A 25,440-nucleotide genomic window follows, 5' to 3' on the forward strand; every position below is an offset into this window, starting at 1 on the left:
TTCTGCTCGCTCACCGCACGTCCATAGGTGAAATCGCGGACTTGCGCGGGGTACGGTGTCGACAACAAACTTACTCCAGAGTAAGTTTAATGTAAACCAACGCGACGGGGCGCCGATACACGCGGAAATTTCCGCGCGGATACTTGGGCGCCGGTCAACCCCGACGAGACCTGGAGACTCGAGTGACAACCAAAGCCCGTTCGGCGAAGAGCACGGCCAAGAAGGCTCCCCGCCCGGTTGCGATTGTGGGCGGCAACCGGATTCCGTTCGCCCGCTCCGACAAAGCCTATGCCCACGCCTCCAACCAGGACATGTTCACCGCGGCGCTCGACGGCCTTGTCAGCCGCTTCAACCTGCAGGGCGAGCGCCTCGGCATGGTCGTCGGTGGCGCGGTACTCAAGCGCGTCGGCGAGCACGGCATGATTCGGGAGAGTGTGCTCGGCAGCAAGCTCAGCCCCTACACCCCCGCCCACGACCTGCAACTCGCCTGCGGCACCGGCCTTCAGGCGATCGTCACCGTCGGTGACGCGATCTCCGCGGGACGCATCGACGCCGGCGTCGGGGGTGGCACCGACACCACCTCCGATGCCCCCATCGGCGTCAGCGAGGGCATGCGCGAGTGGATGCTCGACGCGAACCGCGCCAAGACGAATTCCGCGCGCCTCAAGCTGGTCGGCCAGCTGCGTCCGAGCATGCTCGGCATCGAGATCCCGCGCAACGCCGAGCCGCGCACCGGCATGTCCATGGGTGAGCACGCCGCCATCACCGCCAAAGAGTTCGGCGTTGCCCGCGAAGGCCAGGACGAGCTGGCCTACCTGTCGCACAAGAACATGGCGGCCGCATACGACCGTGGCTTCTTCGACGACCTGATCACCCCGTTCCTCGGCCTGACCCGCGACGATAATCTGCGTCCCGGCTCGACCGTGGAGAAGCTGGCCACCCTGAAGCCGGTCTTCGGCGTGAAGGCGGGCGACGCGACCATGACCGCGGGCAACTCCACCCCGCTGACCGACGGCGCCTCCGCGGTGCTGCTGTCGAGCGATGAATGGGCCGCCGAGCGCAACCTGCCCGTGCTCGCGCACCTGATCGACTCCGAGGTCGCCGCCGTCGATTACATCCACGGCCCCGACGGCCTGCTGATGGCCCCGACCTACGCGGTGCCGCGCATGCTGGCCCGCAACGGCCTGACCCTCCAGGACTTCGACTACTACGAGATCCACGAGGCCTTCGCCTCCGTAGTGCTCGCGACCCTCCAGGCCTGGGAGTCCGACGCCTACTGCAAGGAGCGCCTCGGCCTCGACGGCGCGCTCGGCTCGATCGACCGCAGCAAGCTCAACGTCAACGGCTCCTCGCTCGCCGCGGGCCACCCGTTCGCCGCGACCGGCGGCCGTATCGTCGCCTCCGCCGCGAAGATGCTGGCGGAGAAGGGATCCGGCCGTGCGCTGATCTCCATCTGCGCCGCGGGCGGCCAGGGCGTCGTGGCGATCCTGGAGCGCTAGGGATTCTGGAGCGCTAGGGATTCTGGAGCGCTAGGGATTCTGGGCGCTGGGGCAGCTCGGAAGCTGACAAGAAGGTGGCATTCGGTCGACGACCGGATGCCACCTTCGGTCTTTTCTGGCCGACCCGGTCAGCGAATCAGGCTGCCGCGCGCGGCGGCGAATCGCACCAAACCGGGTGCGATCCTGCCGAACACGTATTGAAACCGTGCCTCCGGTGTCACGGGAACCACTTGGCGGTCCTGCTGTACCGCCCGCACGATCTGCCGCGCCACCTTGTCCGGGCCGTAGCCGCGCAGTTGGTAGAGCCGGTCGTAGCGCTCCTGCCTGCTGGCCTCCTCTTCGGGCGAAACGCCCGACATCCTGGTGTTGCGAACGATATTGGTGTGCACAATGCCGGGGCAGATCGTGCTGACGCCGATGCTGTGCTCGGCCAGTTCGGCGCGCAGGCAGTCGGAGAACATGAAAACCGCTGCCTTGCTTGTGGAGTAGGCGCTGAATCCCTGCTGCGGGGTGTACCCGGCCATGCTGGATAGGTTCACGATATGGCCGCCGAGTCCACGTTCGACCATATGTCCCGCGAAAGCACGGCAGCCGTAGACAACTCCGTTGAGGTTCACATTCAGCACGCGGTGGAAATCCTCGGTCGAGGTGTCGAGGAAGCGCCCGACCTGGCCGATGCCGGCATTGTTGATCAGGACATCGGGCACGCCATGCTCTGCGATGACGCCTTCGGCGTGCTTGTGCACCGCCGCTTCATCGGAGACGTCCAGTTCATAGGCGTAACCACGGCCGCCCGCCTGGGAAATCAGCGCGACTGTCGCCTCGGCGGCGGTGATGTCGATATCCGACACCACGATGTCCGCGCCTTCCCTTGCGAAGGCGAGTGCGGACTCCCGTCCGATCCCGCTGCCGCCGCCGCTGATCACCACCAGCTGGTCCTCGAATGGCTTGCGCGGCACACCCATCCGGGTACGGCGCAGTGTTCGTGACGGCGCCCGGCCGGCCACCGTATCGATCAATTCGACGGCGGCGGAGGCCAACAGCCGCGGATGTGAGAAGGGCAGCCAGTGCCCGCCCTTCACCACGCGCAGCCACACCCGGTCGACCCAGTGGTCCTCGTCGGCGTAACTCGACTGCCGCACCGCGGGGTCGCGGCTGCCGATGATGATCTGCACCGGAACCGAGCTGTGCTGTTCGCGGCTGCGCAGCGGATTCGACGCCAAGGTCGTCCGGTAGATGCGAAGTCCACTCGCCATGTCCTCGGTGAAGGTGGGTGCCAGGTGGATCTGCTCCGGCGCCGCGCCTTCGGCACGCGAAAGCCAGCTCCGCCAACGCTCTTCGCTCATCGTGGCCGCGATCACCGCCTTCGGCAGCACCGGCAGCGAGAAGACGCCCGAGTAGGCGAAGGATCCCAATTGCGCCAATGGCAGCGCGATATTGCGCGGTGTCGGCCTCGCGAGCCTGCTGCGCGCCCAACTCGCGGTGTGCGCGAGGCTCGGGCCCGACACCGAGGTGAACGAGGCGACCAGCCGCTGTGCGTCGGGCCGCGTGATCACCTCCCACATCGCGATGCTGCCCCAGTCGTGCGCGAGCACGTGGACGGGCTCGCCGTTGCCGAGCGCCTCGATCACCGCGACGTAGTCGGACGCGAAATTCTGCACCGAAATAGCCTTCGTACCAGGCGGATTGGACGACTCACCGTGGCCGCGATTGTCGACGCTCAATACCCGGAATCGGTCGGTGAGTTCCGGCACGATGTTGTTCCACAGGTGGTGGCTGTCGGGCCAGCCGTGCAGCAGCAGGACGGTCGGACCCGCCGCATTGCCCTGCTCGAAGACGGCGATGTCTACCTCGCCGTTGCGCACCATGTGTTTCTCGACCATGGAATCAACCCACCTTCCGCACCCGCTGTCAGCGGGTGTCGCCATCGGTTCATTGTGTCTGAGACGGTGTGTTTCGAATTGTCTGATTAAACAGCAATTTCTAAGCTATCAATCCCTATAATTCCAAGTGGAAGCTGCTGTTTGGTGCGAGTCAGGCTTGCGATGTGAGTGATCACTATGTTTACGTTCTTGCTACCTGCTTGCCTATCGGAGACGAGCAACTGCAATAGCCATTACCGGCGTTTGATCATGCCGTGTTCGATCTCTAGCTATCGGCAGGAGAGTCTTCTTCGGGTTCATGGACTTTTGAATCGAACGAGCAGAGGATGGCTGAACAGCTGATGCGTATCGGTGTTTCGCTGCGTGCCTGTTCGGGATGTAGACCATCGACTGGCTCGACAGCAATTTCGACTGACTCGATAGTCGACGCTCCCGGATCACATGAGTGTTTGCCTACCAGTGATCCGTGTTCACTGCCCCGGCAGCTCTTTGTGCCCGCCGAAGGATTTGCGCATGGCCGAAAGCGCCTTGTCCGCGTATAGCGCTTCGCCGCGTGAGGAGAACCGCGCGAACAACGCCGCCGAGAGGACCGGCGCGGGGACCCCGGTATCGATCGCGGCGTCGAGGGTCCAGCGCCCCTCGCCGGAATCCGACACCCTGCCGTCGAACGAATCGAGGTTCGGATCGGCGTAGAGCGCGCCCGCGGTCAGGTCCAGCAACCATGAGGCGACCACCGACCCACGCCGCCAGACCTCGGTCACCTCGGGAATGTCGATCGGATACCGGTAGTACTCGGGATGCTCGAGCGGGGTCTCCTCGGCGGAGAATTGCGCGTCGTGATCCGCGCCGATGTTGGCCTTGTGCAGGATGTTCAGGCCCTCGGCGTAGGCCTGCATCGCGCCGTACTCGATGCCGTTGTGCACCATCTTCACGAAGTGGCCGGCACCGGCGGGACCGCAGTGCAGGTAGCCCTGTTCGGCGGCGGACGGTTCGCCGGTGCGTCCCGGCGTGCGTTCGGCGGCCGCCACGCCCGGTGCGATGGATTTCAGCAGTGGATCGAGGTATTTCACCTGGTCGGCCTCGCCGCCGATCATCAGGCAGAAGCCGCGGGTCAGCCCGAAGACGCCACCCGAGGTGCCGATGTCCACGTAGTGGATGCCCTTGGGCAGTAACTGCTCGGCGCGCTTGATGTCCTCGTGGTAGCGGCTGTTACCGCCGTCGATGATGATGTCGCCAGGATCGAGCACCTCGGCCAACTGGTCGATGACGGCACCGGTCGCGCCCGCGGGGATCATCACCCAGACCACGCGCGGGGTCTGTAGCTTGCCGACGAAGTCCACCAGTTCGGTGGCGCCCTGGAATTTCACGCTGCCGAGCTCGGCGGTGAGTTCGTCGATGCGCTTGGGCTTACGTTCGTAGCCGACGGCGGTGTGCCCGTCCGCGACGATGCGGCGCACGATATTGCCGCCCATCCGGCCTAGACCGATCATTCCCAGCTGCATACTCATCCATCTCCCTCGTGTGTTCGAGCCTCGATAGCGAGAGTCCTGGTCGATTGTCCCGCGCCGGTGGGCTCGAGTCGCGTCCGGCGTGTGTAACACCCGGCGCGTTGCACCGATATTCCAATGGGCTCCGTGTAGATGCCAGACCCCCGACCCGGCACCTACGCGGGGCCCTTCCATGTTTTACGCGGGTTTTTGCCCGAGGTTTGCCGCAGATTTGTGCTCTGCGGATCCAGTCGGTAGCGACCACTATGGTTGGCGGGACTCGCAACAGTGCGAGGTCCCTTTCATCACAAGCGGGGAGGACGGTTCGTGACGAGCGAATCGAGCACCGGGCCTGACGGCCGCGGCCGCAACCAGGTCGGCGAAGTCGGTCTACGACAGCTCCTCGAATCGACCCGTTCTCCGGTGTCGAACCCACCCGGCGACTCGGCGCCCACCCAACCCCTGCGGGCAACCGCACGGGTGCGGCAGCCGCAACGTCCACCGGTCAGCGAGGCCGCACCCGACCGCTGGAGCGGGCGGTCCGAGCCACAACCGCAGCCGAGGTCCAGGCAGCCGAAATCACCCATCGCCAAGAAGATCGGTATCGGGGTCGGCGCGTTCATCGCGGTGGCCGGATTCGTGTACGTGGCGGACCTGCTGCTGTCCTCGGGTGAGGTGCCACGCGGGGTCCAGGTGGCGGGCGTCGATGTCGGCGGGCTCGACACCGGGACGGCGGACACCAGGCTGCGCGCGGTACTCGGCCCGCGCTCCGGGCACGAACTAACGGTGCAGATCGCCGATATGCAGACCAAGGTGGTGCCGAGCGCCGCGGGCCTGGAGGTGGACTGGGCGGGCACCTGGGACCGAATCGGCTCGCAACCGCTCAATCCGATCACCAGGCTGACATCGGTGTTCACCACCCGCACGGTGCCGATCGCGAGCGCGGTCGACGACTCGGCGCTCGAGCACCAGCTGACCACCTTGCGTGTGCACGATCGGCCGACGGTCGAAGGCACCATCAGATTCGACGGCGCTAGACCGGTTGCGGTGCCGCCGGTACCCGGGCGCGTGCTCGATGGCCCCGCCGCCCGCGCCGCCCTGATCGACAATTGGATCTACGGCGCGCTGATCGATCTCCCGGAGACCGCGGCACCGATGACCGTGCGGCCGGACGCGGTCGACCGCGCATTGCGCGAGGTCGCGACTCCCGCGGTGCAGGCGCCGATTACGTTCGTGGGCAAGGATGCGACGGGAAAGCTGGAACCCGAACAGATCGCGGCCATCCTGTCCTTCACGCCGGACGGCCATGGCGGACTCGCCGCGACCTTCAACCAAGAGGCCGCGATCGGTCTGCTGGCACCTCAGCTCGCCGCCGCCGAAGTGGAGGCGAAGGACGCGACATTCAGCATGACCGGCAGCGTCGCGAATGTCGTTCCCGCTATTATCGGCGAAAAGATCAACTGGCCGAAGACGCTCGAGCAGCTGCCGAATCTGATTGTCGCACCGCAGGAACGGGCTGCGCAGGTCGTATTCGAGAAGGCCGAGCCCAAGCTCACCACCGAGGCAGCGCAGGCACTCGGCGTAACCGACGTCATGGGTCAATTCACTACCAATGGCTTCAGCGGCCCGTCCGGTGTGAATATCCGCGTTGTTGCGCGGAAGGTGAACGGCGCGATCGTCAAACCGGGAGATACGTTCTCGCTCAACGACTTCACCGGCCCACGCGGCGTCGCGGAGGGCTACGTCGAATCCGGCATCATCGACCACGGCCGCCCGAGCACCGCGGTCGGCGGCGGTATCAGCCAATTCGCCACCACCCTCTACAACGCCTCCTACTTCGCCGGTCTCGAGGACGCGGGCCACACCGAGCACAGCTACTACATCTCCCGCTATCCCGCAGCGCGTGAGGCCACCGTCTTCGACGGCGCCATCGACCTGCGCTTCCGTAACAACTCCGCTACCGGCGTCTATATCGAGACTCTCACCACCGACTCCGAAGTCACCGTGCGCCTTTGGGGCACCAAGACGGTCAGCGTCGAGTCGACTACCGGTGAACGCACCAAGCCGACCGAGCCCAACACCGTCAACCTCCCGAAGGGCAAGGACTGCATCGCTTCCGAGGGCGCGCCCGGGTTCACCGTGTCCGATACTCGCGTCATCACTGACCGTAAAACGGGACGTGAAGTATCCCGCGCGACTCGGACCGTGAAGTACGACCCGATTCCGATCGTCAAGTGCGAGTAGGCCGGACCGGTCGAAAGTCGAAGATACGTCGCGAGCTATGGCGCGTGAACTGTATTACCTTCTCTTACAATGGAGTTCGCATAAGGAGCACGTTGTACTGATTGTGCACGGTCAGCATGAAGTACAGGTCCCGCCCGGTTTGATACGGAAAGATCATGGGCGCGTACGCACTCGGCAATGACGGTCCGGTGATGAGAACCTGCGGTTCGCCCCACGGCCCCTGTGGGGCGGCAGCGGTGCGCATGACAACGGAATTGGCCGGGTCGGTCGTGAGCATGACGAACTTGCCGAGATAGTCGTTCCACCGCACCGACAGTTCGGCGACACCACCGACGATGGGTGCCGCGGTCTTCGCGTCGCCTGGCTTCCACGCGGTGCCGTCCCAGTATTCGTAGGCGTCGATATTCGCGATATCGGCTTCCTTCGCGCGCGAGACGAACCCGGGGTTGTCGCGGCCGCCGGGTGAGCCGTAGCGGTAGACATAGCCCGCGTCCTTGACGAAGGCGTTCTGCTGAAACTTCTCGTGGCCGTCCACATTCGCGCGCCGGGTGTTGGTCAGCTGGGCCCAGGTCTGCCCGCCGTCGCCGGAGGCGGCGAGGGTGGAGAAGTTGGTGTCCCACTTGCCGTGGTCGCCCCACTCCCGCACCGACATCATGCTCATGAACTGCACGCCGCCCACCGCGATGCCCGCGGTCGGGATCAGGCTGATTTCGATGCCGGGAATCTTCGGGCTCGGCAGGGGGTTGGGCACCACGCTGTCGAAGATGATGCCGTTGGCCGGATTCTTGGTGGTGCTGCGGAACAGGACGTTGCTCGACCAGGCCCAGAAGCTGCCCGCGAGCAGATTGGGTACGCCCATGCCCGCACTGTCGCCGAAGGCGGTGATCATCCGGCCGCCGCCGTCGTCCCACATGACACCGAGGTCGGTGCCGAGCACATTGGCGTTCTCGGTGTGATTGGGGCTGTCCATCCCGGTCACCTGGAAGACCGCCTGCGTCGGACCCGTCAGCCGAGGTAGCCCGCGCGGCTGGCCGTTGATTCCAGGGATCGGATTCACATTGTTGGGGTCGGCGGCGGCAGGTCCGGCCACAGCGACCGTGAGCGCGGCGGCGAGAACACCGACTCTGGCGAGAGCGGGCAGCGATCGGTTCATCCAAGCGGTCCCTTCTTCGGCATGCGCGGCTTGCCCGGGCCATTGTGCCCGCTATAGACGCAGATATCCGGCCCTGAGTGACGGGGTCGGGCAATTTCTGCTGAACCGCAGAGCCGTTGTTCCGGCACTCCAGCAACCCTGGCGTCGGAACTCATTTGCCGGCCAGGTCAAGTCAACGATTCTGCCGTTCGGCGTCTTCTGTGATCCAGGCAGCGATCTGTGCGCGCGAGGTAAATCCGAGTTTGGTGAGGATGTGCTCGACGTGGCTGTCGGCGGTGCGTGGGGAGATCGCCAGTTTGGCGGCTATCTGCTTGTTGGTGCGGCCTTGGGCGATGAGGTCGGCGACCTGGCGCTCACGCTTGGTCAGAGCGACACCCGGACCCGACGTATGGACGGTGGGGTGCTCGCCGAGTGCATAGGTTACGGCTTCGTCCACATTCATCACTCGGCCGTGCTGGACGGCCGCATCGAATGCGCGTGTGCCGAGGGTGGATCGCGCCAGCCGGACACATTCGTCGTGATGCTGTGGCATCGGCAAGACGCTCGAAGGGGTATCGATGGACCGGTTCAGCTCCTGTGCGGCTCCCATCAAGGTGGCCGCGCGTTTTGCGTCACCGTCGGCGCAGACAGTCCAGGCCAGCGCCTCGAGACTCAACGCGGCGACGATCGGGTTGCGCACCCGCCGGGTGACTTGCAGCGCCTGCCTGAGCAGCTGCATTGCCCGCGACCCCTTACCTTGCTGCCAGACAGCAATGCCTGTAACCCACAATGCCACCGACCGGAACTGTGATTCGCCACACGCTTCGGTGATGGAAAGCACTTGCCGCAGATACTCGATGGCCCGTTCTGTATCGCCGGCCTTTTCGTGTAACGCACCGAGCGTGGACACAGCAGCGACGTAAAGGTATCCCCGTTGATTCGAGCTGAACACCTCGACGGCGCGTTCGAGGGGGGAGAACCCGCGAGCGGGCTCACCGCTATAGAGTGCCAGGACGCCGTCGGCGTAGGCGATCAGCGCCTGGGTCATCGGGGTGGGATCCTGTTCGGCGAGCACCCGCCCCTCTGCCACGAGGGCGGCCGCCGTCGGCACATCGCCGTGCAGTGCCGCCAGGACAACGCCGACTTGGAGCGCTTTGACCCGGTCGGGTATGGATTGCCGGGCCGGGAGGTGGTTCAGGACCAGGTCGATCCAGTGTCGGCCTTCGTCGTACAGACCACGGAACAACCAGAACAGGAACAGTGCGGCGGCGGTCCGTAGTCCAGCTTCGGCCGCGTCGTCGGTATCCTCGGCCAGGCAGTATTCGAGCGCGTCGCGCAGGTTCGGTTGTTCGCGCTCGAGCCGGACGGTCCAGTAGGGCTGCCGGTCGCTGATCCATTCGGCCTCCGCGCCAAGCACCAACTGCTGGTACCAGTCGCGGTGCCGGTGTCGCAACTGCTGGTCCTCGCCGGACTCCCGCAGCTTCTGCCGACCGTAATCGCGGAGCGTCTCCAGCATCCGGAACCGCACCACGCCATTGGACTCGTTCCGGATCAGGATCGACTTGTCCACCAGGGCGGACAGCACATCGAGCGGATCCTCCGGAGCCAGGTCGGCGCCGCACACCTGCTCGGCGGCGTCGAGTTCGAAGCCACCGGCGAATACCGACAGCCGGGCCCACAGCCGCTGCTCGGCCTCGGTGCACAATTCGTAGCTCCAGTCGATACACCATCGCAGGGTCTGCTGCCGCGTGGGCGCGGTGCGGCTGGCGCGCGTCAGCAGCCCATATCGATCGTCGAGGCGCTGCAAGATCTGCTCAGGCGACATCGTGCGCGTCCGCGCCGCCGCCAGCTCGATCGCCAGCGGCAAACCATCCAACCGCGCACAAATCCGGATGACGGCAGCCTTGTTGTCTTCGTCGACCTCGAAGGTCGGCACCGCCGCCGCGGCTCGATCGGCGAACAATGTCACCGCGTCATAGCGGGGCAGTCCCCGCAGTGACGGCTCGCGGTCCAGATCCGGCACCGTCAGCGGCGGCACCTGCAGCACCGCCTCCCCTGCGATATTGAGCGGTTCACGGCTGGTGGCCAGGATCCGCAGGTTCGAAGAGGCCCGCAACCAGGTCTCGACCAGCTCCGCCACCGCTTCGACCAGCTGCTCGCAGTTATCCAATACCAGCAGCGACTCCCGCGTGGACAAAAACTCGACGACCACCTCCGACTGCGGCCGTGCCGGATCGTCGCGCAACCCGAGGGTGGCCGCCACCACATTGACCAGCAGCGACGGGTCGGAGACGTCGGCCAGCTCGACCAGCCACACCCCATCGGCGAACTCCCGACGCGCGGCCGCCGCTGCCCGCAGCGCCAGCCGGGTCTTGCCGACCCCGCCGGTCCCGCTCAGCGAAACCAGCCGGGCCGTCGACAGCAGATTCCTGACCTGCGCCAGCTCGGTGCGGCGGTTGACGAAGCTGGTCAACTCCAGCGGCAATGCGCCGGCACTCCAAGACGTCGCCGGCGCCGGCGGGTGCCACCCCCGGGTGGCTGGCTTGTGGGCGCGGCGCTCGCGGTCCGGTTCGGCGAGGTGGATCGCCATCTCCTCGACGTTGAACCCCTGGCGGCGCTGTGTGTGCTGGATCGCCTCCCCTAGCGCCGCTGCCGACGGCCGCTCGTCGGGATCGCGGCTCATCGCCGCCGAGATCACCGCGGACACATCCTCGGCGATGCCGTGCTCATGCAGGTCCGGCACCGGTTGGGTGGTGATCCGCAGGAACTGGGTCACTACGTTCTCCCCACTGCGCCGTTCGAACGCCGCATGCCCAGTCAGCGCGCAGAACAGCGTGGCACCGAGTCCGTAGACATCGGCGGCCGCAGTGGGAGCCCGGCCATCGAGCACCTCCGGGGCGGTGAACGCCGGCGACCCGGTCACGGTGCCCGCGTCCGTTTGGAACCCTCCGGCGATCCGTGCGATACCGAAATCGGTCAGCATGGGCTCGCCGTAGTCGGTGAGCAGAACATTGCCCGGTTTCACATCCCGATGCAGGATGTCGAGGCGATGCGCGGACTCCAGCGCGCCAGCGATCTTCACCCCGATCCACAACACGGACTCCGCCGACAGCGGACCCTGCCCGCGGATCCGCGCATCCAGCGAGCCCGCCGGGTGATACGGCATCACCAGATAGGGCCGTCCACTAGCGGTGACGTCCGCCTGAAGCATCGTGACGATGTTGGGATGCCCCGTCAGCCGGCCCATCGCCCGCTGCTCCCGTAGAAAACGCTCCCGATTCTCCGCGTCCATCTCGGCGGTCAGGACCTTCACCGCTACCGTTCGATCCAGTTCCGCCTGTGTGCAGCGATAGACCACACCGAAACCGCCCCGCCCGATCTCCTCGGCATCCTCGAATCCAGCCGCGGCCAACTCCTCCGCGACCGGCTCGAACATGTCACGGACTGTCCCGAACGGATCATCGTTGCTCATCGACTGTGCACCATTCGCCAGCGCGTCCCCGGCGCCTGGTCGCTCGGATCAGCTCTTCGCTAATTGTCAGCGTATCCGACTGAACAGCCGCGACCGAGCTATCGGGAAGCGTCGCGGATCGCATGGTCGACCGCACCCCGCCCGCTTCGCCGGCCCGGCGAGACCAACACGACATGGGTAACTCGCCGGGGACTGGCTAACCCGCCTACCAGCACACCCGTCGGCCGCCAACGTCACTGTGGTGGCACCTGGGTCCGGCCTGAAGACTAGAACGCTGCTTCGTCGAGTTCCATGATGTCGTTGTCGAGGTTCGCCAGGATGGTGCGGGTGGCCGTCAATTCAGGAAGCACATTGCGTGCGAAGAACTGCGCGACGCCGACCTTGCCGGTGTAGAACGACTCATCCGCGCCGGTGACGCCGTTATCCAGGGCCTTGATGGCGATTTCGGCGTGGCGCAGCAGCTGCCAGCCGATCAGCAGGTCGCCGACCGAGAGCAGGAAGCGAACCGAGCCGAGACCGACCTTGTACAGCTCCTGGGGGTCGGCCTGCGCACCCATCAGGTGGCCGGTGAGCGTGGCGGCCATGGCCTGCACGTCCTCCAGCGCGGTGGCGAGCAGCTTGCGCTCGGTTTTGAGCCTGCCGTTGCCGGCCTCCGACTCGATGAACTGCTGCACCTGGCCCGCCACGTGGGCGAGCGCGACGCCGCGGTCACGGGCGATCTTGCGGAAGAAGAAGTCCTGGGCCTGGATGGCGGTGGTGCCCTCGTACAGCGAGTCGATCTTCGCGTCGCGGATGTACTGCTCGATCGGGTAGTCCTGCAGGAAGCCGGAGCCGCCGAAGGTTTGCAGCGATTCGGTCAGGTACTGGTAGGCCCGCTCGGAACCGACACCCTTGACGATCGGCAGCAGCAGATCGTTGACGCGGAAAGCCGTGTCCTTGTCCGCACCCGACACCAGTGCGGCGGTGTCCTCGTTCTGGTGGGCGGCGGTGTAGAGGTAGATGGCGCGCAGGCCCTCGGCGTAGGCCTTCTGCAAGGCCAGCGAACGACGCACGTCCGGGTGGTGGGTGATGGTGACGCGGGGAGCGGCCTTGTCGGTCATCTTGGTCAGGTCCGCACCCTGGACACGCTGCTTGGCGTAGTCCAGCGCGTTGAGGTAACCGGTCGACAGGGTGGCGATGGCCTTGGTGCCCACCATCATTCGCGCGTTCTCGATGACGTCGAACATCTGCGCGATGCCGTTGTGCACCTCGCCGACCAGCCAGCCCTTCGCGGGAACGCCGTGGCCGCCGAAGGTGACCTCACAGGTGGCCGAAACCTTGATGCCCATCTTGTGCTCGACATTGGTGACAAAGACGCCGTTGCGATCGCCGACGGTCTCGGTGTCGAAGTCGAAGTGGAACTTCGGTACGTAGAAAAGCGACAAGCCCTTGGTGCCGGGTCCGGCGCCCTCGGGGCGGGCCAGCACCAGGTGCATGATGTTTTCGAACAGGTCGTCGGAGTCACCCGAGGTGATGAAGCGCTTGACGCCCTCGATGTGCCAGGAGCCGTCTTCCTGCTTGATTGCCTTGGTGCGACCCGCGCCGACGTCGGAGCCCGCATCCGGCTCGGTCAGCACCATGGTGGCGCCCCAGTTGCGGTCGGCGATCTTCTGAGCCCACTTCTTCTGCTCATCGGTGCCGTTGTTGTAGAAGACCTGCGCGAAGCCCGCGCCCGCGGCATACATCTGGGCGGGCGGGTTGGCGCCGAGGACCATTTCGCTGAGTGCCCAGGTGACCGCGCTTGGTGCGCCGAGGCCGCCGAGCTCTTCGCGGACGCCGACCTTGGCCCAGCCCGCGTCTTCGAGTGCCCGGTAGGACTTCTTGAAGGACTCGGGGAGCGTGACCGTGTGGGTGGCGGGGTCGAAGGTCGGCGGGTTGCGGTCGCCGTCGACGAACGAGTCGGCCAACGGGCCCTCGGCCAGGCGGCGCACCTCGTTGAGCATCTCCTTGACGGTCTCGGTGTCGAGATCGCCGTACGCGTCACCATCTAAGATGGTGCCGAGGCCGAGCGCCTCGAAGAGGTTGAACTCCAGGTCGCGGACGTTGCTCTTGTAGTGGCCCATCTCTGTTACTCACTCTCCGTTGAGTTGGTGCGGTCGGTTGCTGCCGTTCCCGCCCGTTGTCGCCACTGCGTAGCCATCCGGTCCTCCGCATGCTACTCGCGGGTAACTTATGAATCATATTACCGGCCGGTAATGGGGTGGCAAAGACTCGAGCGGGCAATGTGACGCGAAAAACACTCGAAGGCATTGCCGCACCACCCGGGCTCGAGTAAGAGAGCGGTCACCGACCCGGTTCGGCAGGCGATCGATGACCCCGTTGCGCTGGCCGTTTCCCGGTCGCCGCAGCGCTACCGTTGGGTGTGCGAATCGAGACGAGCGCGGGACCCGCCGAGATCGAGCTCGACAAACCGCGCAAACCCGCGTTCCTGCTACTGCTCACGCACGGCTCCGGCGGCGGCATCGACGCGAAGGATCTGCTGGCGGTGCGCGATCGCGCGCTCGAGCTCGGCGGCGCGGTGGCACGGGTGGTGCAGCCCTACCGGGTCGCCGGTCGGCGCGCGCCCGGGTCGGCGGCGAAACAGGACGAAGCCTGGCTCGAGATCGTCGCGGACCTGCGCAAGCGGGTCAAGAAGGTCCCGTTGATCCAGGGTGGTCGCAGCAATGGTGCGCGCGTGGCCTGCCGCACCGCCATCGAAGCCGCGGCGAGCGGGGTGATCGCGCTGTCCTTCCCGCTGCACCCGCCGGGCAAGCCGGAGAACACCAGGGTGGAGGAGCTGCGGTCGACAGGCGATATCGAAGTAGTGGTGATCAACGGCGCGCGTGACCCGTTCGGCGTGCCCGATGCCGCCGACGCGACTCAGGTGGAAACAATTGCCGGACAGCCGCATTCGTTTCGCAGCGGGTTCGCCGAGATCGCCGACATCGTGACGCCGCCGCTGCGCAGGTGGGCCGGCTTGCCGGAGTGAGTACGAGATCGAGCGGACCTGCCTGCTCGAGACGGCCGGGGCCGTCGATCACTCGACGGTCTGGGGCTCCAGTTCTTCCTGGTCCGATGTCTCGACAGATTTGGTCGCGACGACAAGGGCATCGATGGCGTCGCGGGCTTCGGTGGGACGCAGGACCCGGTCGGCGATGCGGACGCGGACGCGGTCCGACTCGGGGCCGAGGTCGGCGAGGATGTCCTCGGGAGTGAAGAGGATGGACGGGTCCTGCGGCCCGCCGTAGCCGTCGGTGAAGTTGGTGGTGTCGTGCCCGAGTATCAGCAGGGTGCCATCGGGGGCCAGAAGATCCGCGGCGCGGCGTACCAGAGTGCGGCGCTGCTCGGCGGGCAGATGTAGGAAGACCATCAGGACCAGCTCGTACGGTCCGGTGATGCCTGCCGCGTCGAGGTCGGTGACATCGGCGCACTGCCAGGTGATGCGGCTGCGGACCGAGCGGGAAAGCCGGGTCGCGACCGTGCGGCCCTTGTCGACCCCGACCTGCGAATAGTCGACCGCGTGAACCTGCCAGCCGTGCGTGGCCAGCCACAACGCGTTGCGGCCCTCGCCGCACGCGAGATCGAGGGCGCGCGGTAGGGGCGGTGTCTCGCCGTCCGAGGTGTCGGGTTGCGGCGGGGTGCGCCGCTCCAGCCCGTAGACGTGCTCCACCACCGTGCTGTTCGGCGGTGCACCCCAGACCAATTCACCTTGCGCATACCGCGCGTCCCAATCGGCCGCCTCCATACCCGTGAGTCTATTGACTCCGCATGCGCTCGTCGCAGCGCCGTCCACGCAGGCCGGGTCACCCCGCCGTGGCGAACTCCGGCAGCCAGCGCAGCGGCGTGGTTTGCCGAATATGGATCAGCATGTCGTACGCGCCGATCAGCGAGCCGACGATCACGTGCGCGTAGGCGTCCTTCGCCGGGTCGTAGATTCCACTGATGGCGCGCAGTTTCGCCGATGCGAGACGCCACCGGACCACCGAGTCCGGTGCCTGTGTGTGCAGGTCGACGGAGAAGGCGGGCAGATCGACCGAACCGAGGGTCGCGTCGATCAGATCGGGCCCGGGGTCCGGCGCCACCGTCGTGCCGAGATCGCCGTGATGGAAGCCGATCGCCACCGACACGTAGTCCGGGCCGAAGTGGTCGCGCAGATGGCTGCCGGTGCCGAGGAAGGCGTCGGCCTCGGATTGCCCGACGCCGAGTGCGAGCCCCGAGACGTGCGCGATGCCATCCCAGTAGACGATCCTCGCGCCGGTCGTGCGCTGCCATTCGATCACGCGGTCGGCCGAAGGGCGCTCGTCGCGGGCGAAACCGCCTTGTCCCGCGACACTGTTCTCGTGGAAGGAGAGGATCAGGCGCGCGTGCGAAAGAGCTGCGGAGCGCTCGGGCGATTCGGGTAGTCCGTCCAACAGCGCGAGCGCGTCGCGGGCTTCGTCGACGAACGGGCGGCCGGGGTGCGTGCCCTGGTGGCGCTGGACGTGTTCGTCCACCTGGTGCGCGGTCCTGATGGGAGTGAGATGGGATTCGAGCGCGGTGAGCCGTCGTGGTGCCGCGTGCCGGATGTAGTCGAGCACCACGTCGTAGTCGGAGGGTTCGGCCTGCGGCGGCCGCACGCCGAAGATGCGGACCCGATCGTCGGGATGTCGCTGATTGAAGCCGCGAATCCATTCCAGCGACGCGACCGTCTCGGCGCTGCGCCACGGTCGCCACGCACCCGCGAGCACCGATTGCGGATCCCCGGCTCCGGTGCGCACGTAGTCGTCCCAGCGCTCGCCGGAGCGTGCGGAGTCCTGAATCGCCAGCGCGCGGAAGCCGTGTCGCTCGACCAGCGTCCGGAAGACTCGGGTACGGACCCCGGCGGTCTGCTGGGAGAAGCGGGTCGATTCGCCGAGCCCGACCACTGTCGCGGCGGCAAGCCGATCGATCAATGGATCGAGGTCGGCTCCGAGGTAGTCGGCGTCGGTATCGGACACCGGTCGAGCGTTGGCGCGCAACCAGTCCCGCACGGCGGCGGCGGTCCCGGTGGCTTCGTCGGTGCGGGTGGGTGCGTCGGCTGTCGTAGACATGGCGCAAGCTTGTTACCTGAAGTCGAGTTGAGGTCAAGCCGGGCGCGAACATACGCGAAAGCGAAAGCCGGGATCCATCGCTGGACCCCGGCCCGCCCCGAGCTGTGCCCGTCGTCGAGCTATGCGCCGAACAGAAACGCGGGCAGCTGTTACAGCGTGGTGCGCATCAGGACGACGTTGTACTGGGAGTGGATCGTCGTGACGAAGTACAGGTCACGCCCGGTCTGGTACGGGAAGATCGACGGCGCGTACGCGGTCGGCAGCTCACGAGTGTCGATCAACACCTCGGGATCACTCCACGGACCGGCCGGCGATGGTGCGCGGCGCATCACCACCGAATTGAACGGATCGGTGGTCAATGCGACGAACTGGCCCAGGTACTGGTTGTACATCACCGATAGCTCGCCGACGCCGCCCATGATCGGCGCCGCCGCGTTGACGTCGTCCTTCTTCCAGCGCTCGCCGTCCCAGTACTCGTACTCGGCCAGGTTGGCAATGTCGTTCTCGGGCACGCGGGCGACGAAGGCCTGGCGGTTGCGTCCGGAATGGGTGCCGTATTCGTAGACGAATCCGCCGTCCTTCAGGAAGGCGTTCATCTGGAAGTTGGCGTTGCCTCCGTCGTTCGGTCGCCGGGTCTGGGGCAGCTCGCCCCACGTCTCGCCATTGTCACCGGAGGCGGCCAGGCCCGAGGAATTCGTCGTCCACTGACCGACGTCGTCCCAGTTCTGCACCGACATGAGGCTCATGTACTGGACGCCGTTGACCGCGATGCCCGCGGTGGGGATGCGGCTGATCTCGATGAACGGAATCTTCGGGCTCGGGATGAGGTCGCGGGCCTGTCCGAAGATATCGCGCACGACGCTGTCGAAATAGATGCCGTCGGCCGGGTTCTGAGTGTGGCTGCGCACTAAAACATTGCTGCGCCACGCCCACAAGCTACCTGCCAGCAAATTAGGGAAACCGAGTCCGGCGGTGTCCCCGAACGCGGTCAGCATCTCGCCGTGGCCGTTGTCCCACATGATGCCGAGGTCGGTGCCGAGCATGTTGTAATCCTGGGTGTTGTTCGGGCTGGCCATGCCGGTGACCTGGAAGACCGCCCTCGTTCGCCCACTCAGGTTGGGCAGCCCGCTAGTGCCGTTGAGCACCGGAATCGGGTTGATTGCGTTTGGGTTTGCCGTGGCTGGGGTAGTCGCCGTCAGGAGCAAGGCCGTGGTACCCGCCAGCGCTGAAAGCAGGATCGATCCGGTCTTGGTCAAAGTGTCTGAGCCCTCCGGTTTCTCGCCGAAGCACGCCCTGATACACCGACCCCCGTCGTGTGTTTCGTGGCACATTTCGACTGGCTGGCAAATCGTGGGAAAATGCTAACAGCGAAACCAAAGAAATTTGGGGGCTTGCGCCCCCGATTGGTAAAAGTCAATAACTACTCGGCCGAATTCTCCGACCTGAGGCGGCCAGCCGCAGGATCAGCGGCAGCTGGGTGGCCCGCTCGATCGCGAAGGCGCGGCGCGCCGAGGCCTGCCAGGAGCGGTCGAATAGTCGCTTGGCTCCGGCGACGGCGTGCGGGGAGCGGCTCGCGATGCGCTCGGCGAGCTCTTCGGCGGCCGCTACCGGGTCCGCGGTGATCTCGGTGATCAGTCCGATGCGCTCGGCGTAGGCGGCATCGACGGTGTCGGCGGTCATGGTCAGCAGTAGCGCCTTGTCGATGCCGATCAGGCTCGACAGTGTCGCCGCGCCGGTCATGTCCGGAATCAGGCCGTGCTTGGTTTCCATTACCGAGAATTCCGCGTCGGGCGTGGCGAATCGGAAGTCCGCGGCCAGCGCGATCTGCAGGCCGCCGCCGTAGCAGCGACCGTGCACCGCCGCGATCACCGGGACCGAGAGCCGGCGCCACGCCCAGCAGGCTTCTTGGAAGGTGTTGGTGCCGCGCCACGGCAGCGAGATGAAGGCGCGCACGACGGCTAGCGGGTCACCGACCGTCTCGGCGACGTCGAGGCCGCTGCTGAAGCTGGGGCCGTTGCCGGAGAGGATGACCGCACGCACGTCCTTGCGGTCCGCGATGGTGTGCGCGGTCCCGACCAGACCGCGGAGCATGTCGATGGTCAGGCCGTTGTGCTTTTCCGGCCGGTCCAGCGTGACGTAGGCGCGGTCGCCGTCGAACCGCAGCGCGATGTTGGTGCCCATTCCAAGATCTTACCCGCGAGTCAGTTCGCGTCCGGGTGCCATTGCCCGCCCCGGGGGTTACCTGTTCTAATCGAACCGAAGTTACCGTCAATGCTGACGGTAACTCCGAGCGTGAAGCGAGGAACACATGCTGCCAGCGGGAATGGACCCCCGAACGCCGGTGATCGTCGGGGCCGGGCAGATCGTGCACCGGTCCGGCGAGCCGGGACTACCCGGACCGGTCGAACTCGCCGCCGAATCCCTGCGCCGAGCGGGAGCAGACAGCGGCGTCGGCGATCGCTTGCTCCGGTCGGCCGACCTGATTGCCGCCGCGGCACCGGTCAGTCGCCCCTATACGGACCTCGGCGCGCTCGTCGCCGCTGAACTCGGCGCCACCCCCAAACGGACGGTGCAATCCGCCAGGTTCGGCGGTGACGCACCGCAACGCCTGCTCAACACCGTCGCGCAGGCGATCGCCGAGGGGCGGTCCGAAATCGCGCTGCTCACCGGCGCGGAGGCGTTCGCGTCCTGGAATGCCGCCACCCGCGCTGGTGGCACGCTCGACTGGCCCGAGCAGCCCGAGGACGTGCGGCCGACCGACGTCATCGGATCCGAGCGCGGACCCAACACCGATATGGAAACCGCGGCGGGCCTGTGGGGTCCGGTCTATTTCTACGCGCTGATGGAAACCGCGCTGCGCGGACGGCTCGGCCTGAGCGAGCAGCAGCATCGGGAGCGGATCGGCGGCCTGTGGGCGCGACTGTCCGAGGTGGCGGCGCGCAACCCGTACGCATGGCAGACCGCCGAGCATTCGATCGCCGAGCTGCTGACGCTGAGCCCGGCCAACAGGCTGGTGTCGACCCCGTATCCGAAGCTGCTCATCGCGAATCTGTCCGTGGATCTGGGCGCGGGGCTGATCGTGTGCAGTGCCGCCGTCGCAGCCGCGGCGGGGGTCCCGCGCGACCGATGGGTCTTCCCGCACGGTGGCGCGACCGCGACCGACGAGTGGTTCGTCTCCGAGCGCGCCGACCTGGCGGCCTCGCCCGCCATCGCCGCCGCCGGGCGGTCCGCACTGTCGAGCGCGGGCATATCGATCGACGACGTCGCGCATATCGACCTGTACTCCTGCTTCCCGGTCGCCGTGCAGGTCGCGGCCGAGGCGCTCGGGCTGCCGATCGACGATCCCGCGCGGCCGCTGTCGGTCACCGGCGGACTCTCCTTCGGTGGCGGGCCCGGCAACAACTACAGCACCCATTCCATCGCGACATTGGTCGGTCGCCTGCGCGAGGACCCCGAGTCCTACGGTCTGGCAACCGCTCTCGGCTGGTACATCACCAAGCACGGTGTCGGCGTGTACTCGGCGCGACCGCCCGCGCGACTTTTCAGTGCGATCGAGGCGGAAGTACCTGTCGCGCGGCGTGATACGGCACCCGGATACACCGGCCGGGCCACCGTCGGGTCCTACACCGTCGCCTACTGCAAGGGCAGCGGACCGGACCGCGCCGACGAGCCGGAGGCAGTGGTGATCAGCGCGCTCGATCCTGACGGCGCACGCATACTGTTGCGTGCGTCGGATGCCGAGACCATCGCGGCGTTCGCCGACGGCGACCCACTCGGCGCCACCGTCGATATCCATTCCGCGAACCAGCTGACCCTGCTCACCGAGAGGACCGTCCGATGACCGACCTGGTAATTGTGGAACGGCGCGACTCCATCACCGTGCTGACCGTCAACCGCCCCGAGGCCCGAAACGCCATCAACCTGGCCGCCGCGCAGGCCATCGAGACCGCCGTCGACGAGTTCGAGGCCGACGATTCCGCCCGCGTGCTCGTGCTCACCGGTGCGGGCGGAACATTCAGCGCGGGTATGGATCTGGTCGCGGCGTCGAAGGGCGAGATGCCGATGACGCAGCGCCGCGGCCCGCTCGGTATCGCCGCGAAACCGCCTGTCAAGCCGATGATTTCGGCGGTCGAGGGCTTCGCGCTCGCCGGTGGTTTCGAGCTCGCGCTCGCCGGTGATCTCATTGTCGCGGCGAGCGACGCGCAGTTCGGCATTCCAGAGGTGAAGCGTGGTCTCGTCGCCGCGGGCGGTGGTGTGCTGCGGCTGACCCAGCGCCTGCCCCGTCCGATGGCCGCCGAGCTCGCGCTGACCGGCGGCCGGATCGGCGCCGAACGCCTCTATCAGCTCGGGCTGGTCAATCGGGTCACCGAACCCGGTGGCGCGCTGGCAGGTGCGTTGGCATTGGCTGCCGAAATCGTTGCGGCCGCTCCGCTCTCGGTTGCCGCGAGCAAGCGGATCATCGACGAGTCGCCGGACTGGACCGTCGCGGAGGGATTCGCGAAGCAGGGCGAAATCGCCTTGCCCGCACTGTTTTCCAAGGATGCCGCAGAGGGTGCGCTGGCCTTCGCGCAGAAGCGCGAACCGCAGTGGCAGGGACGCTGAGGCGATGACCGAACGCGTCCGGGAGACGCAGGCGCAGCGCAGGACGCGCATGCGCAGCCGCCTCCTGGACGCGGCGGTCGAGAGCCTGGTCGCGGTCGGCTACGCGGGCACGACCACGCTCGAAGTGCAGAAGCGAGCCGGAGTCCCGCGCGGCACGCTGCAACACCATTTCCCGACCAAGGCGGCTCTGCTCGCCGGTGCCGTCGAGCATGTGGCCCAGCGTCGATTCGTCCAGCTGACAAGGGAATTCGAGGCGATCCCGTCCGATGCCGACCGGCTGGAGACGGCGGTCGAGCTGACCATGCGGATGCTCAGCGGCCCTACCTTTCTCGCCGCGCTGGAAATGTGGGTCGGTGCCCGCACCGACCAGGAACTGCTCGCCGCCTTCCTGCCGCTGGAGCACCGGCTGTTCGACCTGATGCACAACAGCATTCGCGATACCTTCCGCAAGGAATTCCCCGACGATCCACGGGTGCCGACGATCACCGAATTCACCATCGAGATCACGACCGGTCTGGCCATGCGCGCACTGCTGACCGGTGATCTCGATCGGAATCGAATCATTCAGCACCGCTGGCGAAACGCGGTACGCATCCTGCTCGGCAAGGCGGACCCGGCCACCCTCACCGAGTCGCCGTCCGGCCCGATCGGCCGTCAGAGCTGACGGGCGATAGTGTCCCGCAGTACCTTCGCGCAGGCGGCCGGGTCGTCGTAGAACGGCGTGTGTCCGCTGCCGTGCAGCGTGACGTGCTCGGCGTCGGGCAGCGCCGCGCGAGCGCGGCGACTCTGGGTGCGGTAGGTCAGCAGAATATCGCGATTGCCCCAGGCGATGGTGACGGGAATGTCTGCGAGGCCGCCGATTTCAGGCAAGGCCACATCGCTGAACGAGGCGAGTGCGTCGTCGAATGCCGCCGCGTCGATCACGCCGCGCGCGGTATCGATGGCGACCCGAGTGGAGACCGCCCACGGCTTGCCGAATACCAAACCGAGGAAAGCCGTGCGTCCGGCGGCCGTTCCCAGGATCGTCGGCACCGCGGGCCCGACTTGCCTCGCGAGCGCCTTGGACTTGCCGAGTGACTGCTGGCACCAGATGCGGCCCGGGGTATCCCAGAACCCGATCGGGGAGAAGGCGGTCACCGATCGGGCCAGCCCGCGAGCGCCCAGGTTCAGCGCGATGAGCCCGCCCATCGAGTTGCCCGCCAGGTGTGGTCGTTCGATGCCTGCCGTTGCGAGGAAATCGGCCAGCGCGTCGGTGAGGGTGTCGACGGTTGTGCCGTGCGGCAGCGGCGCGGAACCGGCGAACCCGGGCAGGTCGACGGCGATGACGTCGAAGGATTCGGCGAGGGTGTCGATGATCGGTTCCCACACCTGCCATCTGCTGCCTACTCCGTGCACCAGGACCAGTGCTTCCCCGGCGCCGATCCGATGCTGATTCAGCGTCGTCATCCTCGTGATCCTCAGTTCTTCGCGATCGGCCGAATACGATCACACTAACAGCAGTCACCAGCCATCAGTTGGCGTCGAAATGGTCGATATCAGCGCCCCTCGACGACGAGCGGGTATGGGTTCGGATCGGTAAGATAAATGGTATGGCAACACGTAAGGTCACCCTTTCGTTGGACGAGACCGCCTGGTCGTTCGCCGAACGGGCCGCGGCAAGGGCCGGTATGTCGCCCTCGGCGTGGATATCGAAGGCAGCGCGCCGGGAAGCCGTGCGCACAGGTGTCGGCCCGGTACTGGACGTAACCGCCGCCGCCGCGGCGGACGAGGCGGAACTGGCCGCCGCCGAGGAGGCGATGCGTGCGCAGGGGTGAACTGTGGATCTACTACCCACATGGTTCGCCGCAGCGGCGTCGCACCGTCGTGCTCATCAGCAGTGACGGCATCAACGAGTCATCGAGGCAATGGTTGATCGCCGCCGAGATCCTCGACCAGGATCCTCAGGACATCCTCGCGGTGTCCGTGCCACAGCACGGGTGGGTGCACGCGGGCAATATCGGCCGCATTTACCGCGGCTGGCTCGCCGAGTGCGTCGACGTGATGGGAGCCGACGAGCTCGACCGGCTGGATACCGCGCTGCGAGCGGCCATGGATTTGTGAGCTCACCAACCGAGGAGGTACGGCATTATCGTTGCGGTGCCCCTGCGGTGGCCGTTCTAATGTCATGAGCTAACTGAGAATAGGAGTCAGGTGCGGATTTTCCTGATCGCCGCGGCTGTTGTCGCGCTGCCGATGCTGACGGCGTGCGGTAACGACAAGGACGCGGCCCAGCCCGCGATAACCCAGACGGATCTCGCGAAGTCGTTGCAGGACAAGGGCTTGCAGGACCAGAAGCTCGCTGAATGCGCGGCGAAGGTCTATGTGGAGCAAGGCATCTCGCAGGAAGGTCTGCGCAAGATGACCGGCAGCGAATACGACTCCAAGATCGTCGACCCGTCGACCCTCGGCATGAGCAAGGAAGATGCCGACAAGGCCCGTGCGGCCACCGGCAAAATCGTCAGCGAGTGCCTGGCGTCGCGCTGACCCGATCCGACGTCGGCCGGTGCCAGCTACCGGCCGACGCCGCGAACCGCCGCCGGATCAAGCGGGCGGGCAGGTGAGCGTCGAGGGGAGGGTGAGAGCGGTCAGGTATTGGTCGGCCGTGGTGGTGGTGCAGGAGTTCCGGTTGTAGATGCCGTGGCCCCAGCCGGTGTAGGTCAGCAGGGTTGCACGCGGGGTCTGGGCGGTGACCTGGGTTGCCCACTCGTGCGGGGTTGCCGGGTCGTGCAGGGAGTTGAGGATCAGGATCGGGGGGCCGTCCTCGATCCGCGGGCGGTGCTGCGGATTTTGCGGTGCGGTCGGCCAGCCGGAGCAGAGAGAGACTGCGCCCCAGGCGAAATGAGCGCGCAAGGTAGGGGCGTTGGCGTTCTGTTCGCGCCACAGGCGCAGCCAGTCGTCTTGATCGGCAATATCGAAGCGCCAGTCGGAGCACAGTGCGACGACCGCCATTTCCGTCGGCTCGCCGGACCGCTCGGCAGGCCCGGGTGTAATGGGCAGGTCCGCCGGTCGGTCGGTCAGTGCTCGCAGTTCGGTCGCCAGGCGCGGCCATTCGGGTGCGTAGAGTCGCTGCAGGACCTGTTGGCTCAATTCCACCGGCCCCAAAGGCTTGTCGGGCCTGTCCGCGACGCGCAGCTCGCCGCGCGCGGCCCTGAGGTAGAGGTCGTCGAAGGTTCGATGGACGTCGGTGCCGTGCAGGACGCATTGCTCCTCCCGTGCGCACCAAGACGCGAATTCATCGAAACTGTCCTGGCCCGCGCGTGCCTCGCTGGCGAGGAACCCGCGACCGTCCAGGCTGTGATCGTCCACGCTGTCCAGCAGCGAGGCGCGTAGCCGTTTCGGGAAAAGTTCCGCGTACGCCTGCGCGGGCATGGTGCCGTAGGAACGGCTGTAGAGATTGATCTGATCGGCACCGACTGCGGAACGCAGCGCCTCGACGTCGCGCGCGACGCTCACCGCATCGAGATGATCAATGAGCGGCCCGGTGTATCGGCGGCAGCTCTCCGCGAGATCCCTTGCGTTCGAACGAACTTCATCGATCCGCCCGCCGTTGTCCGGCACCAAATTCGGCGAATTCGCCGCGAGCCCGGAATCGCACTGAACCGCATGACTGCGCTTCACTCCACGCGGATCAATGCTGAGGATGTCGAACCGCGCCCGCAGCTCCGGCGAGAACTTTCCACCCTTCAGAATCTCGTCCACCCCGGAAGTGCCCGGCCCGCCCGGCAGCGAAACCAACGTCCCGACCTTGCGCGCTGCGTCATCGGCCCGATCACGCACTACGGCGACGTCGATCGTCGAACCATCTCGATCCGACCAGTCGATGGGCACAATCAATGTCGCACAGTCGAATTCCGCATTTTCGGCGCATGGCTGCCAGTTCAGTACGGGCGCAGGGTTCGCGGCCGAGGTGCAGGCGGCCAAGACCCCAGTGATCAATGCGGACGCCATGGTCACGCCGAACATCTTGCGAGCGAAGTGCATACGGATGATCGTCG

20 protein-coding genes are annotated in these 25,440 nt (G+C 66.4%); 9 read left to right on the top strand and 11 right to left on the bottom strand.

Annotated elements, in window-relative coordinates; all coding sequences use genetic code 11:
- Window positions 1-182: 182 nt before the first annotated feature.
- A complete protein-coding gene (locus ACLMAJ_RS08315; RefSeq protein ID WP_412012943.1) occupies window positions 183-1,499 on the top strand; it encodes an acetyl-CoA C-acetyltransferase in 1,317 nt (438 codons plus the stop codon).
- Window positions 1,500-1,627: 128 nt separating this feature from the next.
- Here ACLMAJ_RS08315 and ACLMAJ_RS08320 read toward each other — a convergent pair whose 3' ends face one another.
- Window positions 1,628-3,382 carry an SDR family oxidoreductase gene (locus ACLMAJ_RS08320; RefSeq protein WP_412012944.1) on the bottom strand — a complete coding sequence of 585 codons (1,755 nt, stop codon included), beginning with the start codon at window positions 3,380-3,382 and terminating at the stop codon, window positions 1,628-1,630.
- Between the two features lie 470 nt (window positions 3,383-3,852).
- Window positions 3,853-4,884, bottom strand: a complete 1,032-nt coding sequence (gene gnd, locus ACLMAJ_RS08325) for a phosphogluconate dehydrogenase (NAD(+)-dependent, decarboxylating) (protein WP_412013262.1) — start codon at window positions 4,882-4,884, stop codon at window positions 3,853-3,855.
- Window positions 4,885-5,196: 312 nt separating this feature from the next.
- Between gnd and ACLMAJ_RS08330 the strand changes: the two genes are divergently transcribed.
- Window positions 5,197-7,113 (top strand): VanW family protein, encoded by a 1,917-nt coding sequence (locus ACLMAJ_RS08330; RefSeq protein WP_412012945.1) that lies wholly within the window; start codon window positions 5,197-5,199, stop codon window positions 7,111-7,113.
- 64 nt (window positions 7,114-7,177) lie between these two features.
- Here ACLMAJ_RS08330 and ACLMAJ_RS08335 read toward each other — a convergent pair whose 3' ends face one another.
- The 3 genes from ACLMAJ_RS08335 to ACLMAJ_RS08345 form a co-directional block, all read right to left on the bottom strand.
- On the bottom strand, window positions 7,178-8,266 hold the full coding sequence (locus ACLMAJ_RS08335; RefSeq protein WP_412012946.1) for a DUF4185 domain-containing protein: 1,089 nt from the start codon (window positions 8,264-8,266) through the stop codon (window positions 7,178-7,180).
- A gap of 172 nt (window positions 8,267-8,438) precedes the next feature.
- Window positions 8,439-11,717, bottom strand: coding sequence for a protein kinase domain-containing protein (locus ACLMAJ_RS08340; RefSeq protein WP_412012947.1), 3,279 nt, complete (start codon window positions 11,715-11,717; stop codon window positions 8,439-8,441).
- Between the two features lie 266 nt (window positions 11,718-11,983).
- Window positions 11,984-13,819, bottom strand: coding sequence for an acyl-CoA dehydrogenase (locus tag ACLMAJ_RS08345; RefSeq protein ID WP_412012948.1), 1,836 nt, complete (start codon window positions 13,817-13,819; stop codon window positions 11,984-11,986).
- 299 nt (window positions 13,820-14,118) lie between these two features.
- Between ACLMAJ_RS08345 and ACLMAJ_RS08350 the strand changes: the two genes are divergently transcribed.
- On the top strand, window positions 14,119-14,724 hold the full coding sequence (locus ACLMAJ_RS08350) for an alpha/beta hydrolase family protein (protein WP_412012949.1): 606 nt from the start codon (window positions 14,119-14,121) through the stop codon (window positions 14,722-14,724).
- A 48-nt stretch (window positions 14,725-14,772) separates the two neighbouring features.
- Here ACLMAJ_RS08350 and ACLMAJ_RS08355 read toward each other — a convergent pair whose 3' ends face one another.
- The 4 genes from ACLMAJ_RS08355 to ACLMAJ_RS08370 all read right to left on the bottom strand — a co-directional run bounded on the left by ACLMAJ_RS08355 (window position 14,773) and on the right by ACLMAJ_RS08370 (window position 18,985).
- A complete protein-coding gene (locus ACLMAJ_RS08355; protein WP_412012950.1) occupies window positions 14,773-15,480 on the bottom strand; it encodes a class I SAM-dependent methyltransferase in 708 nt (235 codons plus the stop codon).
- A 58-nt stretch (window positions 15,481-15,538) separates the two neighbouring features.
- The gene (locus ACLMAJ_RS08360; protein WP_412012951.1) at window positions 15,539-16,804 is read right to left on the bottom strand and encodes an erythromycin esterase family protein; all 1,266 of its coding nucleotides are present in this window, start codon (window positions 16,802-16,804) and stop codon (window positions 15,539-15,541) included.
- A gap of 149 nt (window positions 16,805-16,953) precedes the next feature.
- Window positions 16,954-18,060 carry a DUF4185 domain-containing protein gene (locus ACLMAJ_RS08365; RefSeq protein ID WP_412012952.1) on the bottom strand — a complete coding sequence of 369 codons (1,107 nt, stop codon included), beginning with the start codon at window positions 18,058-18,060 and terminating at the stop codon, window positions 16,954-16,956.
- A 157-nt stretch (window positions 18,061-18,217) separates the two neighbouring features.
- Complete coding sequence (locus ACLMAJ_RS08370; RefSeq protein WP_412012953.1) at window positions 18,218-18,985, bottom strand: crotonase/enoyl-CoA hydratase family protein; 768 nt, start codon at window positions 18,983-18,985, stop codon at window positions 18,218-18,220.
- A gap of 127 nt (window positions 18,986-19,112) precedes the next feature.
- Here ACLMAJ_RS08370 and ACLMAJ_RS08375 point away from each other — a divergent pair, with 127 nt between their 5' ends.
- From ACLMAJ_RS08375 to ACLMAJ_RS08385, 3 genes are read left to right on the top strand one after another with little or no spacing between them, the layout of a single operon-like run.
- Window positions 19,113-20,645 carry a thiolase C-terminal domain-containing protein gene (locus ACLMAJ_RS08375; protein ID WP_412012954.1) on the top strand — a complete coding sequence of 511 codons (1,533 nt, stop codon included), beginning with the start codon at window positions 19,113-19,115 and terminating at the stop codon, window positions 20,643-20,645.
- A complete protein-coding gene (locus ACLMAJ_RS08380; RefSeq protein WP_412012955.1) occupies window positions 20,642-21,406 on the top strand; it encodes a crotonase/enoyl-CoA hydratase family protein in 765 nt (254 codons plus the stop codon). Before ACLMAJ_RS08375 ends, ACLMAJ_RS08380 begins: the two co-directional genes overlap by 4 nt.
- Before the next feature lie 4 nt (window positions 21,407-21,410).
- On the top strand, window positions 21,411-22,070 hold the full coding sequence (locus ACLMAJ_RS08385) for a TetR/AcrR family transcriptional regulator (protein WP_412012956.1): 660 nt from the start codon (window positions 21,411-21,413) through the stop codon (window positions 22,068-22,070).
- On the opposite strand, the gene ACLMAJ_RS08390 is transcribed toward ACLMAJ_RS08385, so the two are convergent.
- Entirely contained in the window at window positions 22,061-22,852 is a 792-nt protein-coding gene (locus ACLMAJ_RS08390; RefSeq protein ID WP_412012957.1) for an alpha/beta fold hydrolase, read from the bottom strand. The two genes, ACLMAJ_RS08385 and ACLMAJ_RS08390, sit on opposite strands and share 10 nt — an antisense overlap.
- A gap of 143 nt (window positions 22,853-22,995) precedes the next feature.
- Between ACLMAJ_RS08390 and ACLMAJ_RS08395 the strand changes: the two genes are divergently transcribed.
- The 3 genes from ACLMAJ_RS08395 to ACLMAJ_RS08405 all read left to right on the top strand — a co-directional run bounded on the left by ACLMAJ_RS08395 (window position 22,996) and on the right by ACLMAJ_RS08405 (window position 23,929).
- Window positions 22,996-23,220 (top strand): hypothetical protein, encoded by a 225-nt coding sequence (locus ACLMAJ_RS08395; protein WP_412012958.1) that lies wholly within the window; start codon window positions 22,996-22,998, stop codon window positions 23,218-23,220.
- Window positions 23,207-23,506 carry a hypothetical protein gene (locus tag ACLMAJ_RS08400; RefSeq protein ID WP_412012959.1) on the top strand — a complete coding sequence of 100 codons (300 nt, stop codon included), beginning with the start codon at window positions 23,207-23,209 and terminating at the stop codon, window positions 23,504-23,506. The genes ACLMAJ_RS08395 and ACLMAJ_RS08400 overlap by 14 nt, the downstream gene beginning before the upstream one ends.
- 90 nt (window positions 23,507-23,596) lie before the next feature.
- Window positions 23,597-23,929 carry a hypothetical protein gene (locus ACLMAJ_RS08405; protein WP_412012960.1) on the top strand — a complete coding sequence of 111 codons (333 nt, stop codon included), beginning with the start codon at window positions 23,597-23,599 and terminating at the stop codon, window positions 23,927-23,929.
- A 57-nt stretch (window positions 23,930-23,986) separates the two neighbouring features.
- Here the strand turns inward: ACLMAJ_RS08405 and ACLMAJ_RS08410 are convergent, their stop codons facing one another.
- On the bottom strand, window positions 23,987-25,426 hold the full coding sequence (locus ACLMAJ_RS08410; RefSeq protein WP_412012961.1) for an alpha/beta hydrolase: 1,440 nt from the start codon (window positions 25,424-25,426) through the stop codon (window positions 23,987-23,989).
- Window positions 25,427-25,440: the final 14 nt, after the last annotated feature.

It is taken from the genome of Nocardia arseniciresistens, assembly GCF_046764875.1.
Classification (GTDB): Bacteria; Actinomycetota; Actinomycetes; order Mycobacteriales; family Mycobacteriaceae; genus Nocardia; species Nocardia arseniciresistens.